This window comes from Nostoc sp. 'Peltigera membranacea cyanobiont' 210A, from assembly GCF_002246015.1.
Classification (GTDB): domain Bacteria; phylum Cyanobacteriota; class Cyanobacteriia; order Cyanobacteriales; family Nostocaceae; genus Nostoc.
This window is the reverse complement of the sequence record NZ_NOLJ01000009.1, coordinates 193,527-209,911: the sequence shown is the minus strand read 5'-3', so window position 1 is coordinate 209,911 and position 16,385 is coordinate 193,527. Positions and strand designations below refer to the sequence as shown.

General features: G+C 44.4%; 9 protein-coding genes. All 9 read right to left on the bottom strand.

What is annotated here, in order from left to right:
- Position 1 precedes the first annotated feature (1 nt).
- The 9 genes from brxD to CDG76_RS27175 all read right to left on the bottom strand — a co-directional run bounded on the left by brxD (position 2) and on the right by CDG76_RS27175 (position 16,383).
- Complete coding sequence (brxD, locus tag CDG76_RS27215; RefSeq protein ID WP_094351993.1) at positions 2-1,321, bottom strand: BREX system ATP-binding protein BrxD; 1,320 nt, start codon at positions 1,319-1,321, stop codon at positions 2-4.
- Positions 1,322-1,363: 42 nt separating this feature from the next.
- Positions 1,364-4,219 (bottom strand): BREX-6 system phosphatase PglZ, encoded by a 2,856-nt coding sequence (pglZ, locus tag CDG76_RS27210; protein ID WP_094351992.1) that lies wholly within the window; start codon positions 4,217-4,219, stop codon positions 1,364-1,366.
- The gene (pglX, locus tag CDG76_RS27205) at positions 4,216-8,196 is read right to left on the bottom strand and encodes a BREX-6 system adenine-specific DNA-methyltransferase PglX (RefSeq protein WP_094351991.1); all 3,981 of its coding nucleotides are present in this window, start codon (positions 8,194-8,196) and stop codon (positions 4,216-4,218) included. The genes pglZ and pglX overlap by 4 nt, the downstream gene beginning before the upstream one ends.
- A 111-nt stretch (positions 8,197-8,307) precedes the next feature.
- On the bottom strand, positions 8,308-11,928 hold the full coding sequence (gene brxC / locus CDG76_RS27200) for a BREX system P-loop protein BrxC (RefSeq protein WP_094351990.1): 3,621 nt from the start codon (positions 11,926-11,928) through the stop codon (positions 8,308-8,310).
- Between the two features lie 37 nt (positions 11,929-11,965).
- Positions 11,966-12,598, bottom strand: coding sequence for a BREX protein BrxB domain-containing protein (locus tag CDG76_RS27195; protein ID WP_094351989.1), 633 nt, complete (start codon positions 12,596-12,598; stop codon positions 11,966-11,968).
- Positions 12,595-13,449: a hypothetical protein gene (locus CDG76_RS27190; RefSeq protein WP_223265411.1), complete on the bottom strand. Its 855-nt coding sequence runs from the start codon at positions 13,447-13,449 to the stop codon at positions 12,595-12,597. Before CDG76_RS27190 ends, CDG76_RS27195 begins: the two co-directional genes overlap by 4 nt.
- A 5-nt stretch (positions 13,450-13,454) precedes the next feature.
- Positions 13,455-14,036: a BREX-6 system BrxE protein gene (brxE, locus tag CDG76_RS27185; protein ID WP_094344588.1), complete on the bottom strand. Its 582-nt coding sequence runs from the start codon at positions 14,034-14,036 to the stop codon at positions 13,455-13,457.
- A gap of 686 nt (positions 14,037-14,722) precedes the next feature.
- Positions 14,723-15,574 (bottom strand): hypothetical protein, encoded by an 852-nt coding sequence (locus tag CDG76_RS27180; RefSeq protein ID WP_094351988.1) that lies wholly within the window; start codon positions 15,572-15,574, stop codon positions 14,723-14,725.
- Positions 15,575-15,588: 14 nt separating this feature from the next.
- Positions 15,589-16,383: a hypothetical protein gene (locus CDG76_RS27175; protein ID WP_094351987.1), complete on the bottom strand. Its 795-nt coding sequence runs from the start codon at positions 16,381-16,383 to the stop codon at positions 15,589-15,591.
- Positions 16,384-16,385 lie beyond the last annotated feature (2 nt).

Below are 16,385 nucleotides of genomic sequence, written 5' to 3'. Positions count from 1 at the left end.
GTTAGAACTCCACAGCTGCGTAACCTTGAATATCCGCAGGTTCTTCGTCAAAATAAGTACGACCTTCACGGATGAGCAATTCTACTTCGTTTAAATCTGTGGGTTCAAAACCTTCTGCGCTCATCGGGTCAAATTCATCGTTTTCTGCTGCTAAATCAAGGATGTTGACAAACTGGCGCAGAAATTGTCGAGGAACCACTCCCACGTCTCCCTTAAAGCCAGCAGTAACTTTGGTAACTAGCCGTTCAATAAATTCTGAAGTGACTTTATTGACGATTCCAGTCCGATTGGGTGTGGGGTAAATTTCTCGCAATTTGAGTGCCACCTCTTTTAGACGGCGTGCATCAAAGGGTTTGAGTTCTAATTGGGGTTGGCGGGGGTTAGCAAAGCCACCAAGAGTCAGAAATTGGATACGGTCATGCAGAGGTTCTAGTCCAGCAACTCCGCGTTTAGTATCAAAAAATTCAGGTGTCCCTGTATAAATCCATAACAATCCTCTGTAACGGTCGGCGGCATCACAGATTTGGCGAATTCCATTTAAAGATTTACCTCGACTATCATGCCGCATTCGCAGTACTGTTTCTACTTCATCAATGACAATAACCAGTCCCTTGTAGCCTGCGGCTTTGACAATTTCGAGAATACCGTGTAGATAGTCTAGGGCATCTCGGCTAGCAATATCTCCCTTAATACCTGCGGCTTTTTTAGCGGTAGCAGCCACATTTTCACTACCAGAAAGCCAAGAAAGCAAGGCGCTGGCTTCAGCGATTTCACCTTTCTGCTTAAAAGTAAAAATAGCACGCAGAACTCGTGCCATATCTTCTGGAGCTTTACCGCCTGTAAGAGAAGCAAGTTCTTCTTCTATGCGTTGCTGTACTAAAGTATCGAACTCGTCGCTGTTTTCATCTGCCCCACCAGCAATCAGTGCATCTTCCACACGCGCAATCCAGCGATCGATAATATCGCTTAAAGCACCTCTAGGACAAGAACTAGTTCCTAATTCCTGAACGACTTTGCGATAAACATCATCGAATTTATAAAAGTGCAAATCGTTATCAGAGACGACAACAAAACTAGTGGCAAAGCCTTGAGCTTGGGCATCAAGGATGGCTAGACGGGACATAAAAGTTTTACCACAACCGTAGCCACCACGTAAGAACTTGAAGACACCTTCGCTATTAGCTGCTAGTTGGAATTGGCGATGAATTTCTGTTCGCTGTTTGTCAATACCGACAGCAAAGGCTTCTAACCCTCGTTCTGGTACAACGCCGGAGCGAAGACGCTCAAAAATATGCTCAATATCTCGTTCGCTGATTGCCATAGTTGATTTTAATTAATACGTTTACTTTTATACATTAATCTGTTAATTTTGCTTGACATAGCGTTTACCGTTACTGGTTGTTTCAATCCTGACTGAGAAAGGAACCTTTTTCAGGTGTTCCTCAAAATCTAAGGAGAAACGCCGCACCAGTCTGGCTGAACCAAGGATTTGGTTTAGTTCCGATTCTGTGATTGAGCCGTGTTGCTGGAGGTGGAAGAACACACGCCGAACGGTTTCATCCTCGAAACTATCTTGCCAGTCAGTATTTTTGGGTAATTCGGTAGCCGTAGAAACCTCACCCTGGATCAATGAGCCAGAGACATTAAAATAAGTTTGAGGAACTATTGACTCTACATCTTCAACATTATCTGGGTGATAAATTTCCAGACGGACACGCTCATCTCGCTGTCCCTTGAGGTCAAAAAGCACCTCAATCCAATCTCCTTCGACGGCAATTTGGAGTTGCTGATTTTTGACTTCTGCACCAGGAGCATCCTTAATCGTAACTTGGATATCAGGTCGTTCTGGTACGCGCAAAGCGACATTAATTTCCCTGGCTCCCACAAAACTGAGAACGCCTTGGGCAACAGGCGCGGGCTTAACCCTCACCCGAATCCGGCTACAGTCTAAAATGCTTGGCTCTGGTTTGGCTTCGATGAGATATTTCACCATTGCCAAATGTGACTGATGACGATGGGATACTGTTAGTACAGGAATAACTCGCTCTTGAAGACTATTCCCACCATGTACAAAGGTAGCACCAGGATTGCCAGTGGCAAAAACAGCAGTATCTTTACGGAATAGTAAGTAACCTTCTTGTCCTTCGTATTTGAGAGCATTTAAAGAAACTGTTACCATTCCTTCTTCAGAGCGAGGTTCTTTGGCAAGAATATAACGGCGATTGGAGTCACGATAGGGTTTTTCTTGGGTAGTTTGGTCTTGGAGGAGAAATCCGTGGTCAGCAGTGAATACAAACTCATTTATACCAATACTTTTGAGGTGGTTCCAGGCTGACTTGATTTGTTGAAGCCAAGTTTCAAAGGTTGCTAAACCTACATTAGCTTCGCCTGCATCGTCAATTTCTCTACTGTGAACAACAACAAGATTGGTATTAGCGCAGCTTTGTTTGAGGCTGGTGGTTGACCAATTGCAGACTTCTGCCAGAGTCAGACCCCGAACTTTTCTACGGCCTGCACTGATATTATCAACACTCTTCTCACTCATTGCCCGGACTCGTTCATCAGGCTTTCGCACAGTATACTCACCTGTTTTAAAACCTTTGAAACCATCACTACCCGCTAATACTACCCGACCATTTTGGTTAACGGGGGCTAGGATGTTCATCCCGATAGCAGTGATGCTGGGTAATTCGGCATATCTCCCTTTCAACGTTACGGTAGTACCAGCCCCTTCAAATTCTTGGATAAGTTCTGTTGCCATTTCGTAGCGGAAGGCATCAATCAGAAAGTAAGCAACTTTTTTATTACCTTGGGTGAGGGGGTGTACTACTTGCTCGTAGAGAGTGCGTTGCTGAAGTCCATCATCGGGTAAAAAGCTTTCTGTAGTGCAGATGACGGCAAAATCTTGTGCCAGCGTATCAGCCCAACTGCGGTACTGAAAACGAAGTTTATCGGCAGCTTCTAGGAGTTGAGCGAAGTGGGGTAAGGTGGGTTCTAGGAGTTTTAACCTCTGTTGCTCAAAGCGGCGATGTGCTTTGTCTACTTCAGAGCCAGTTTGTGTATAGTATTCTAAAGCTTCTCTGAGGGTTTGTTTGCCCTTAAGCTGCCCTGAACCTTGAATCATGTAACCCAAAGTGGCTGCATCTTTGATTAATGACCATTCTAATCTGCGAGTGCGATCGCGTTCTAGCCAAAATGAAGCAGACTCGGTGTGAGATTGTGACCATTGTAAGGCTTTCTGAAATTCCCCAGTCAGCAGTGCTTGTACAGCACCCTGTAAAATGGCGGTTTCTTCCCACTGGAAGGTTTCAAATTGTCCCAGGTCTTCGGGGCTAATTTGATTAAGTTCTTGTTCTAGATGGGATTCTACAATTGCTGCTTTGGCTGCATAAATATCTGGATGGCGTTTTCGCAGATATTCGACGAGTTGCTTGCAGGTCTTTCGCAAGGGTAGAGAAAGTTGGGTCAGGGGTTGCAGTGCTTCAAGATGAGGAGGGCGAGTGAGGTCATGGACATACTCAACGCACATCAGCCAAGCAGCAAATGTTTCGCCCAGACCGAGGAAAGATAGGGGTGTGTCGCCGTGAAAGAAGCACACAAAAGCTGTGTTCATCCCTGTGTGACGGTAGAGATGTTCTGTTAAGGTGTTGAGAGCAGTTTGGTCGCTGATTCTCGATTGCAGTACTTTGTCTTCGCCCAGGATACCGTCTACAATCCACTCCAAACTGAGACTTGTTAAATAAGCTGCTAGTCCGTCCTGGGGTTGGGAAAGGTTATTTTGCAGCCACATCTCGGCAGATGGTAAGTCTGTGATGCCGTTGTTAAGGTAGTTTTCGATACTAGCAGGGTTAATGCGCCCTGTGACTGCTTCCCGAATTAATGTGTCAAAGGCTTTGCGGAAACGGTAGCCGGCGCGGTAAAGTTCCAGAATAGGAGTTTTGCGGATAGTTTCTTCCGTATGACCGGGCATGTGAATTAACAACGGTTCGGGGTCAAGTCCATTGCCATAAGTTTCCAGGGCAAGTACCATCTCTAAGTAACTGCCGCGAAAGCCAACGACTGGGGCAAAAAAGTCACCACGGTTATAGCGGGCGATTAACTCATCAACATAACTGTTGTAGTACCCGTCTTTATCTAGCCAAATAACGATACCGCGTTGACGCAGTTCTCGCTTCAGTTCTGCTTCTAAAACTGCGGTAATGGGATTTAAGTGACTCATGCGGCCTCCTCTTCTTGCTCAAACAGAGGGCCGTAATCTTCCTCTTGGGTTTCTTCTTTTTTGCGTTTGCGTTCCCGTCGCTTCTCTTCTTTCTCGATAATTTCCCGCACTAGCTGGGGATTTTCTCTAGCAAAGGCTAGGCGCAAAGTATTAGAGTCTGTTTCCTCAATAGTAAAATCTTCAGAAATTTCATCTTGCAACCGCAGTTCCCACTCGTAAGCTTTAGCTGGGTGATATTTCCAAAAGCAGCTGTGGGCTACGGCGAGGGAAGGATCTTGTTTGCATTTACCATCAACTCGTTTGGGAAAATAACGGGCGGCTAAATGTGACCAGTCATAATCTTTTTTACCTTCGGCGTTGCAGAGTTCTGACCACCATTTCTTGGGTTGGTTCCACTGGGGTTCGAGTAAGGGCCAGAGGGCTGCACTATTCACCATCACACCGTCGTCCAAATCCATTTTGAAACGGGCATCGACTTCGCGGGGGATATCTCTGGCGTTGGCTGGGATTGGCCCTTGTTCCGCGCACTGTCTCACGAGGTCGATAAATGCTTTGAATTCTTCGTGGAGTTTTTGGACTTCGCTGTAGCGTTCTTCGGCTTTTGTTTGTGTTTTTTTATCGCCTTGATGTCTGGCTGTGGTTAGGTCGTTGAGTTCGCCTTCTAGTTGACTGAGTTCGGGGATGAGGTAATCTGCTAATAAAGTTTGCAAAGTGTTGTCAGCCCAGCGATGAATGCTGACAAAGGCAACGAAGTTTTTACGTTGGGATGAAAGAGGAAAGTAAATTGGGCGACTTTCATACATCCCCAAGTGAACTTCTTTAAAGAAGGATAACCGCAACCATTTGCGAAGTTGGGTTCCTTTGGCAATAATTGAGCCGTACTCGTGCCAAGTTTCTTGGATGGGTTTACAGGCTGGGTGTTCTAAGCTGTCTTTTTCAGAGTAGGCGGAGAGATAAAGGATACTGTGGGGGAGTGCAGTTGCGGGCGCTTGATTAAGGATACCTTCGCCATCTGCGCCAAATCGCCCTAATGCTACGCCGATAGTATAGGATGCAAAATTGGTTGCAGGTGGATCTTCGTAGACTGGTTCGTAGTTTGGTAGCGGTATACCAGGTTCACGGTCTACTGCTGTTTGCGCCCATTCTTGAGCATAGTTCCAGACGGATGCACCTGGTTTTTTGAATTCTACAGATGTTTCGCGGGCAGCTTCATGTTCGCTGAAGGCTGCGTCGAGTTGGGTGAATATTTCGTCAGCAGATTCAATGGGGAAAAGAGGAAGGCGGTTAACATCGCCGACTTGAAAGCTAATTGAAGGGTTAAGAGAAGCCATAACATTACGGCCGATTTTGCTATTTAATAAGCAAGTTACATTAGCCAAATCTTGGGTAAAAACAGAAGAACCTTTATCACCTATAACACTCCGGTAGCGGTGAATTCGAGCAGAAAATTCTGCCCCAATGCAAGAAAAAGCAACAGCAGGGTTGAAATATTTTGTATTATCTTTTAGATGTAATGCTGGGTGTTTCTCTCTGTAAAATTCTAGATGAGCATTAAGCGTCCATCCTTTCATTTGCCATTCAACAAGATTTGAGAGAGACTCTATCCAAATTTGTCCAGATGCTCCTTTAATATATGGAGACCATGTTTCATTTTGCTGCTCCTTCATCAAATCAGTTGTTTTAGCAATTAATATTTTATTAATATTTACTTCCCAAACTTTTCGCAAAAATCGAGTGTTATTTGTTGTTGCGACTCCTTGCCATGAGGGACTTATATCCCCTAATTTCGGTGTCTCGGCATAGCGTTTGAGAAAAGCTTTATTCCACCAATAAACGAGAGGCTTTTCTTTGATAACATCAAAGCGATGGCTCCAAAATTCAAACCGCCCTATTTGCAATAAAATTGCTGCCCGTTTCCGCTTTGTTCGTCCGCTATCTCGTGAATTATCATCTAATGGAGTTGGCTGGATTGCTATACTAAATGCTTTATTTGATGTTGCTTTTTGAAACACACTCATAACTGTTGCAACTACTTCATCAACCACTTCTTCAAATGCACCCCGATCTACATCTCCTAGTAATCTCAAATCAAAATTGCTGAGTAAATATTCCCGAATCTGCGTAAACTGCTGAATAAACATCCAATTCCGCATCGTTAACAATGCAGACAAACCCCCAACTTTTGCCAATTGCAAACCCCGTTCCAGAAATGCTGTATATAAATCTGCCTTTCCTTTTGAGTAATTCTTCGTAATATACCCAGCATCCGCCATCTTACTCGTCCCCTGATACGGCGGATTACCAATCACCAAATCATAACTATTCTCACGGGCTATGCGGATAAATCTGATACCTGCTGCTAACTGCTCACCCCGCAACCGCAAACCTAAATCATCGCCACTAGTACACCGAGAGAGAAATTGCTCAAGTTTATCGAGTAAAGAAGCTTTTGTCTGCTGAAAGTTGAAATCTGGTTTTTGCTCACCAAAGCCTGCAAAAATATTCCCTTGAACTGCCTGCTGAAACTGACTTTCATACTCACTAATTGCTGCATCCACTGCTGTATCTACCTTCAACAGCGTTCCTAAATAATCTGCTCCTTGTAGAGCATATACAATCTGATTTGTCAACTTTTCAGGAATCCCCGTGGCTTCCGTCACCTCTCGCCGCAACTCCACCAACGCCGGATCATCTGCTGGTAAAGAAGCCAACTGGAGATTAGATGCAACCAAATTCAGATGTTTAGGACTTGCTTGGGGAGAAAGCAGCCGCGCCTTCAGTATCAACGCCGCCGCCCCAATTTGTATTGCTCTGGGGTCAATATCAACACCATATAAATTGTTCTCTAAAATCGACTCAACAATTTGGCGATCGCTCCAATTTTCCCCCCGATGCCTGGCCTCTTCCTGGTAAAGTGTAAATAACAACCCAAAGGCAATTACCAGGAAATGAGCCGAGCCGGTGGCAGGATCAAGAATTTTTAGCGATCGCACACTCTCTGGTGCATGAGTGACTGCATCTGCGGTTAATGGTTGGGGAACCCAATATTTCCAATTTTCTTCAATTCCCGGTTCAATTGGCATTAATGCGTCTAAAGCCACCTCGCCTTGTTCGCGCTTTTCTCGCCACTCTTTACGCCTTGCTTCCAAACGAGCTAAAGTTCCATCAGCCTCAACCTCAGCCGTCCAACCGTGCTTTTTGCACATAGCCAGCCACATCTGCCCCAAACTGTTATGGAGTAACCACTCCACCATGTAACGTTCTGTAAACATTTGGGTTTTACTGGCAATTTCATGGGGTTCTACCTTCCCGCCCCCATTTAATTTGGCATCTAGGGCTTCTCGTTCTGGGTCGTTCCAGTATTGATAAACCCACCCCAAAGTTGTATCGTCCAGCCAAACATCCTTTAATTCAGCTGCATCCAAAGCCTCAATTGCTGCTCTCAAGGTACTGGCTGGAATTGGGAACAGTGCTGTCACTCCGACATTGCCAAACAAACCAGGCAATTCCTGAGCCAGTTCATCGTAGAGTAATTGCAGTAGTGTTCCGTATCCCTCAGTTTCATCTTTGCACAAGTCCGGTGCAAAATCTCGAAACTCCCGATAACCCCGACTCTGCCAACCTCCGGTTAATACAGCAGGTTTACTTAATCCGTGTGCTTCCATCTGCTTAATTACTATCAGCCGATTGAGCAACGTTGCAGCCGCGAGTTTGACAGCCGTTTTCAAATAGCGATCGCCGATCTCATTTTCTTGTTTCTTACTTTTACCCTGACTACGGGATTGCTCATCTAGCCATTGTTCTAAACGTTGCCGCTTTACCCGTTGTTCTTCTGCTAATCCGGCTTTACTTACAGCAGTAATCGACAATCGATAGGTGCTTTCTACGGCGTTTTGCAAATCAGTAAGCAAACGTTCTCTTAAAGCACGAATTGTACTGGATAATTTGGATTTAGCTTCAGGGGTGAGATAGGACATTGGGAATGGGGAATGGGGAATAGGGAATTGGGGATTGGGAGTTGGGAGTTGGGAGTTGGGAGTTGGGAGTTGGGAGTTGAGTATTTATGCTTCTTATTCCCCATGCCCCATTTAAGATAAGCGAATGCGAGTATTGGGTTTGAGTTGAGCTAATAGCCGCTCTTTTAACTGGTTAACTAGTGCATCAATTTCTGCTTCTGTGCTGACTTCACGACCACTAAGATTTAGCGGTAGCTGCACCACTTGATCTTCAGTGACTTCGGACAACACATCATCAAGCCTGTTATTAGCAGTAGTCTCAGCCTTCTGGAGCTTAATTAGTGCTGAATCTTTGAGTTCTAACAAACTGGGATAGAGTGCATCCTGAGTTGTGTCATAGGTCGCTTCTTGAACGGAACGGAACACATATTCTCCTTGCTTTTCGTTTAATTTGATAAAGTTTTGGCGCTGTTTGAGTCGTCCTTGAATTGCTTTGGCTTGCTTTTCTTGACTCTCAATCAAGTTCAACCGCACGGCTTTGTAGTGCTGTTCAATTGTTTGTAGGTGAGGTTCCAAGCTGCTAATGTCCCGCCAAGAGCGATCGCTATTTAGCTGTTCTTCTAAAGCTGCGATCGCTTCAGTAATTTCTGTCCAACGCTCAATCTGCTTGAGTTGAACTACTTGGTTATCCCGAATATTAATTGCCTTAGTTACGGCATCCACAGCACTATCAGTCAAATCTGTCAAGGAAATACCAAGTTCTTGAATCCCATCTCGCAGTGCATCGAGATTTTTCTTAACTGCAATCACAGTGTCTTCAACTTGGCGAGAACGGGTACACTTTTCCAGGGACTCGCGCAACTTGACTAAAGCTGAGGGTAAATTTGGTCGGTTTGGTAGTCGATTGTACCGCCGTTCTAATTCTTGTAATCGTTTGACCTGACCGGGGAACTGTTGGAAAACCGCATCGGCGATCGCATCATTTTCCCGATCCAGTTCAACATCTAATGAGTCTTTGAAGAACTTACAAATGGCAATTTTGTCACGAGGGCTAATACTGGTTTCATTGGGAGGTAGCAAATCGGCACGTTTGATGTCCCGGTCTTTAGTGAACATATCCTTAGCGCCAGGGTCACGCACCGAGGTAATTTCTGGGCCAGTTTCGGGTCGAATTCGCACCTTAGTAGCTCGAAGTAAACCCACCAAGCAAGCCTTAACCACATCTGCGGGATAGCCGTAGGGCGGCCCACCAAAGTGAGTTAGCAACACATTGCCAGAAACTCCGTTTTGGTCTTGAATGTACTGACCAATTCGGGAAGGAACTTCACCGCTACAGGTTGGCATATATTTACCTGCATCTAGTTCGAGTATGCCCAGCCCATCTTTCATAAATTTGTGGGATGGGCCGGATAAGTTCGGCTCTAAAAGTTGCGCTAATTCACCCGGAGTAACTGCCACATCTACATAATGGCTGTAAAGATCCGGCAAAATGTTTTCCCCTATGCGTCCAAGCACAGTAGTAAAAGTTGTCCCGTGTTGCTGCTTGTCGATTTGTCGTCCCCGGAAGAAGATTTCACCATCCATAAAGGATTGAGCGATCGCTTTTTGCACTTCTCTCTCTAACACGTCACGGCGACTTTCTTCTTCTCCAAGTAAGTTTCTCTTATCTTTGGTAAGAGATTGCTTGCGACTTTCATACTTACTGATGATGTGCTGGGATTTGGCAAGTTCTCGTACTTGGGCTGCAACATTATCGCAAGTACCTACTACCCAAATTAGGCGATCGCGGAAATTTGAGCGATCGCTAGTTTGTATCCAAGTTGTAGGGTTTCGCTCTTCTTTATTAGTGAGATAGCGAAAATCAATAGTCAGCACAGCTGGGTCGTTTGAACCTTGAATACGCTCATCCTGTCGTTGACGACCATCACTATAAATAGCTAACCAAGGAAACGACTTATTTTTGTAGCGGGGGCGTTCTACAGTGCCTAACAGTGACTTCAACTTGTCTGCCACAATCAAACTAATAGCATCAGTAATCACGCTGTGATTATCTCGCTCTCGCTGCCATTCTTGCCCAGCAGAACTTTGAATTTTATAGCCAAGTTTGTCAGAATAAGAAAGTAGCCCTAATCCCCGCAACTTCTCTAAGGCTGCTGTACTTGATGGCTCATTGTTACCCATTCCCAACTGAGAATAAAGACATTGGCTAACCAAAGTAACAGTTGTCGGTTCTTGTTCTTGAATCAACTCCAAAAGTGCCACTGCTTTTGCCACTTTTATCGCCATCTCGTCTTTAATAACTTCTTCATGGCTGAACAAACGTGCTAGCGTAGTTTGCACATCAGCGTCTAAAGCCGACTGTTGCACTTCATAAATGCTATCGATAGTAACTAACGCGCCTAGTTCCTGTTCTCCTAGTTTCTGTTCACGGAACAATTCCCCCAACAGTTGCAGTAGCCCTCGAATGGCATGGTCATCTCCCTTCGCACGGCTGGAACGGGTACGCAGGTTTGATGTGATTTGCATCAGTAAATCTACGTAACCAGGCAGCATGGGATAAACTTCAATAAAATCCTCTTCAGTGATGGAATCGCACTTGTAGCCGTAGAGTTTGAGGTCGCTACGGTGCTGGGCAAAAAGCGATCGCAATTGGGCTTCTTTCGAGGAAGCTTTTTTCAAAAGCCGCTTATGCACAACATCTCGAATGTTGGTAGGTGCAAGGTGAACCCTCAGCTTGGGTGGAAAACGATCCTTGAGCTTACCAATGTTGCTTTCATCCTCACTGTCTTCCAGCTTTTGCTGCCCTGTTGCCAATAACCATACTTGTCCTTTCAGTTTTTGCCCCAAATCAGAAACAAACGACTGAAGTTTGAGCATCCGCTCCGTATTCTGGTGTATATACTGGCTCACCTCATCTACTACAACGAATAAGGTTTTACCAGAGGCGCGGTGATTGAGCATATTAATGATGGCTTTAGTCGTTTCCGAGGGCGAGGTTCCCATTCCCGTTTGGGCACCAGCACGACTATCAAACCAACTCATTGGGTCAGTATAACGGCTAGGATACATAGCGTGCATAACTTCAGAGAAAGCTTCCTCAGCCAACTGATCGCTCTTCGCTTTTGACCAAGGTTGTCCTAAAGTCTGCTCTACACAGATTAAAAACTCCTGCCATTTCCCATCCAGTTCTAGCTTCAGTTCTAGCTCGGCAACATAATTACTAATAGTGCAGTAGCCCAGATGTGCTTGTACTTCCCGCTTGACTGCTGAATGGATATGCTCGTCATCCCGTGCTACTGCACCAATATCAAAGACCACGGCTAGGGGATCAATCTGACTACGAACTCGATTCCAGGCATCTTGAAACTCTTGGGTTTTGGGAGAATCATCCCGCGCTAGCAAGGCACTTGCCACCGTCCGATTATCGGGTAAAACCATGTCATTGAGAGCCAACCCTAAAAGCTTGGCAAAACTCGATTTCCCAGATCCATAAAAACCTGAGATCCAGGATGCTGGAAGTTCAGCCCCACCCGGTTTTTGTAATTCTTCTGCCATAGAATTGAGCAGCTTCACAAACTGCTCGTGAATTCCCGACTGCACACGCTTGTGGCGGGGGTCAGTTTCCGGATAACCGCCTGTGATAATGTATTCAGAGACTTCTTCTAAGACCTTGGCAGGCTTTTGCTCATGGAAATAAATGACTGGGGCAATATTACGGGTGACATCAGCAGCAAAAATTTCCTTAATTAGCATGGCATCACCTCTCTAAGAGTTGCAGTAATAAAGTCAGTCATGAGTAAATTCGAGGTCGATAGTCCCGGTCAGAGGGCAGTTCGTCCATAAAAGACAGAGCGTTCAAATCCCTTCGCTCCCCTGGATAAAGGAGAACAACAGGCAAGTTGCTTGTCTTACCATCGATATGCTTAAGAAGTGCTGATGAGCGAAAAAATGGATACAGCCCTCCAGCACGTCCCAAAAAAATTAAGGTGCGGTTGATTTCACCTGGGTGTTTATCTGAAAAATCATCGATTAAGGCAATAACATCTTTGGCAATCCCCTCAGCCCCTTCAATGTAAAGTGCAATTTTGTCTTTTAAATGATTCAGCGCCCGGTTTGGGTCTTTGGCATAGAGACGATGCTCTGTGCGAATAATACTTTCTAAAACCCTTGGTTCTTCTCGCTTGAGTCTGTCTAAAAACAAGCGCTGAAGAGAGATTGCTAGGACATTCCAACCTTGTCCCTTCAGGTCATCTGTTAGTACCCGGATTTGAGCGCGAAGTTTAAATTCTTCACGGGGATCGTAAAGTAGAATGGCAAATCGGTAGTTCCGCATTGTGCTAATTTTGGGGCCACCTTCATCGAGCAAGTCGCTGCGTAGTGCCTGCACCGCAGACATTTGAAGGTCAAGCAAAGATCCAATCATGCTTGTTCCTCCCACTTCGCTTCATTGGCGTAGTCTCTCGCAGAGAGGATTTGCATCGCCCAAGATTTCAGGTCAACATAATGCCAGCCAAAATCATAAAGATCACCCATGCGGGTAAATGATAACCCTGGTAGACGGCTCAACCTCTGTTCTAAAAAGCTGTCAAATAGGCCAACAGAGTTGAAATAAGGATTACTGAGAAGTGAACCTTCAAAGTATAAATCACGTAAAAAATACAACCAGTAGGCTAGAGCTTCATCAGTCACCTTGGGATATTTGAGGCTACGCATCCCTGAGTTTTCCGAGCAAAGTCCCGCAGCAGCAGAGGCGGCTATCAAGCCAGTCGCCATGCGAAAGGTTGTTGCAGCAGACCACTCACTTTCCAGCTGCTGAGTTACCCAACGTGCCACTATGTCTCGATCAATGCCAGAATTGGGTTGTAGACGGCGCTGTTCTAAAAAAACACCAGTAAAATTGCGATAAATGGGATCGCTCAATTGCATATGCCAGTGGCAGATATTTTGGCGAGTTGTGGGATCGTTAGGTCGCCAATGTTTAAGAACTTCTAACGACATTGGATAGGCTTCAAAGCGATGGCTGAATTCTAATAGCAGGCTGCGAACACGCGCCATGCTTTTACTACCAAACCAACGTTCTTCAAAAGCAACAACTGCCCGTTGTTCTCTAGGTATATCTATCCTGAAGTGTTCCCAGTAGGCGCGGCTTTCTTCTAGCCCTAAAGATGTACGTAGCAATCTGGTATGGAATTGACTGACTTCTTTGCCATGAGACAACATAGATTGGGCTGCTACTGGATGGGGGAGTTGCCGCTGAATTACTTTAGTAGCCATCGAATTTAGCGCTCCTCCAAACGGTAAAACGGCATGGGGTAGCTCTCTACAATTGGCAAAAGTGCAAACGCTAGCTTCCTAGCACATTCGTCTAATGCCTTGAGCATTTCACCAAAAATTTCCCGTCCACTAGGAACCACTTTAAAATCCACCTTTTGCTGCGGAATACTGATGGCTTCCTCGAAGTCAGCCGCAGAAAAAGGCTGATAGATATCCAGAGATAAAGGTAAAACATCTACCGGTTTGACCCCGCTCTGCTTGTGGAAAGCCAGTCGTTCTGTCAACTGCTCATCAACGGTAAACCCCCAAAAAAACAGCGTTCTTACAGCGTCAGGCTTCGCCATATCTAAACGCTTACGCCGATCTTGCTGGATTGCTGCCTGTCGTACCGCTTGTAAGGATGCCCACTGATGCGTCTTGGGAAAGAGCCGCCCAAATAAGTCACCACCACCATTTTCATCAATTAAGTCTGTACGCCACCAGTCGAGACGCTTAGGGTCACAAACTCCTTCTCCAGCCCAAGCGACTATTATTTGAAGTGCCAAAATATTGTCTAATGTATCTTTAGTAACCTTATTAGCTAGCATTAGAATTATAAAAGTTTAAATTTTTACTGTTTTACTTGAAACTATTTAGACATAAGCTTCTTCACCAACTTTGACAACATTACTTGTTGCAAGTGTTGATATTAAAGTCAAAATAGTGTGAAATTTCTGAAAATTTTTAATTTATTAATAAGTAATATCCACTAAAATATTCAATACACATTAACTTGAAGCGTCTAGAATGCCCTGCGTATTAATGCGGAATAAAATTAATGTGAATTATTGTTATTTTTAGGACTTACGCATCGTACATAAGTACTACACGCAATTTGGCTATTTCAGCCGTGTTTAGCACTCAGCGATGTCTACGATGGGCTACTGTGGTTTTACCCAAAACTTGAAAAAAAAGGACAGGATATAGTTCACAACGTAGGTGGTCAAGATATAAATTGGGGTTATGCAAAGCGCCTGAAACAACCAAAAACCGTAACCCATACTATGGTCAATTTGTATAGCGTGTAAGTCCTAATTTTGTTAACTGCAAGTTGAATTATTTACAAAAATTTTGCAGATATATTTAAATCCTCTGCTATGTAAAGGATATAGCTTCTGGTGATGGAGTGCTGATTTGAAAATCTGAATCGTAAGGCGGGAATTTATGCGAGCCTCTCAAAGGGAGGAGCTTCGCTAACACAGATTCGTTGATTAGCTCGATTCAAATGATTATTCTATCGTTTAAAAAATAACAACATTCCATGTGGATTATCTAAAAATACATCTTTATTACTATTGTGATTTTGCGATTCATCCCCTTGCAAATCTTGACTTGAAAGTGAGTACACATCAGTTGCAACAAGCTGATATCCTTGACTATTTAAATAACCAACTAATTTATCAGGCATTACATGAGATGCACCGTAACTTGGTAACAAATTATGTTCAATTTTATCTTGATCTAAAATATTTAATTGCACAACACCTGTACGACAAAATATATCAAAATCAATCGACTCGACTAAGCCACTTGTAGTAATTTCTATTGAATCTAATTCCATCGCCAGTTGCTCTATACTCGCAAAATTCCGCGACCACGGGTTGCCCATTAAAAATAACCGTATCGATATTACCTCTGGTTGCACCTTCACGATATCAAGTAATGTTTTTGTAACCGTATGTGGTTGTAAGTAATCTAATACTCCATGAACTGAAACTAGCCGCAGGCTATTAGGAGCGTAAAGTTTTGTCAGTTCTAGTTCTGCTAGATTGCGATCGCAAAAATAATTTAACTGTAGGTTTGGGTATTGGCTGCGTAAAGCTAAAAACTTTTCTGGCGGCTCAGTAGCAATGTCGTAACAGTCGATTGTCGGAAGTTGGTAGCGCGTCAAGTCAACTCCCTCAAAACCAAAAAAAACTTCACGTTCGGCAAAACCTGCACCCAAGATAGCTGCACTATCACCATTACCTGAAAGAATCGCTTCCCAGGTGAGGGGATAAACATTGGGGGTAAGTTCTAAAAGCCTAGCTCGACTAATTTCTAAGATATTGCCACTGCCCTTGTTTTCTAGGAATCTTACTGCCATAAAACCTCGCTATATTATGAAACAACCTTGGGACGACTGATTAGGGTGATATCTTTACCTTCGCCCAAACGGTACACTTCTGTGCGATCGCCAACATCAATTTCAAAAAACCGATAGCTTGTAGTAAACCGCGCCCACGGTGCCAAAGGATTAATTTTTGGGAGATTGGTTGTTGCTTGGTAGGTAATTTCAAACCCCGCTCCCCCATCTTGCTTGAACATCCGCAAAAAACATTCGTAGTCTCTAGCGTGCCAAAAATCAGTCGTTCGACGACGCACCACATCTTGTGAGTCAGAACTCATCGCCCGTGCTGCTGATGCGGACACGATCAATTGCAAATTGTCAGACATTCGCGTTAAGGCAAGTTTCTTGTCTGGGTTTGAGAATATTTCATCAACAATTGGTCTAAGCTCAGGATGCAAACAAGTTTCAGCAATGTAAAACCCTGAATACTTGCTGATATCATTCTCAAATTCCCGATCAACTAGTCTTTCTGAATCACAACTAACCGACTTTCGTAAGCTCGCAAAAATCAAGTCTTCGTATAACTTCTGCTGCGATGCTGGCGTTGCTGCAAGAATTTTAAATGCAGACCCACGCATCCCCTGAATTCCAATCAAAGCACAGGTACAATCGAGGGATGCCGCCCACATTGCTAGAAATTTCCGATAGTTGGTATAAAGCATTAATGCTTCCTGGTAGTCAGGAGCTTTAATTTTGAGTAGATGCTTTACTGGATTGGGTTTAATTTCCCATCCAGGCTTGCATAGTAAAGTCCACAACGTTGAGGAATCTTCAATGGCATCCATGC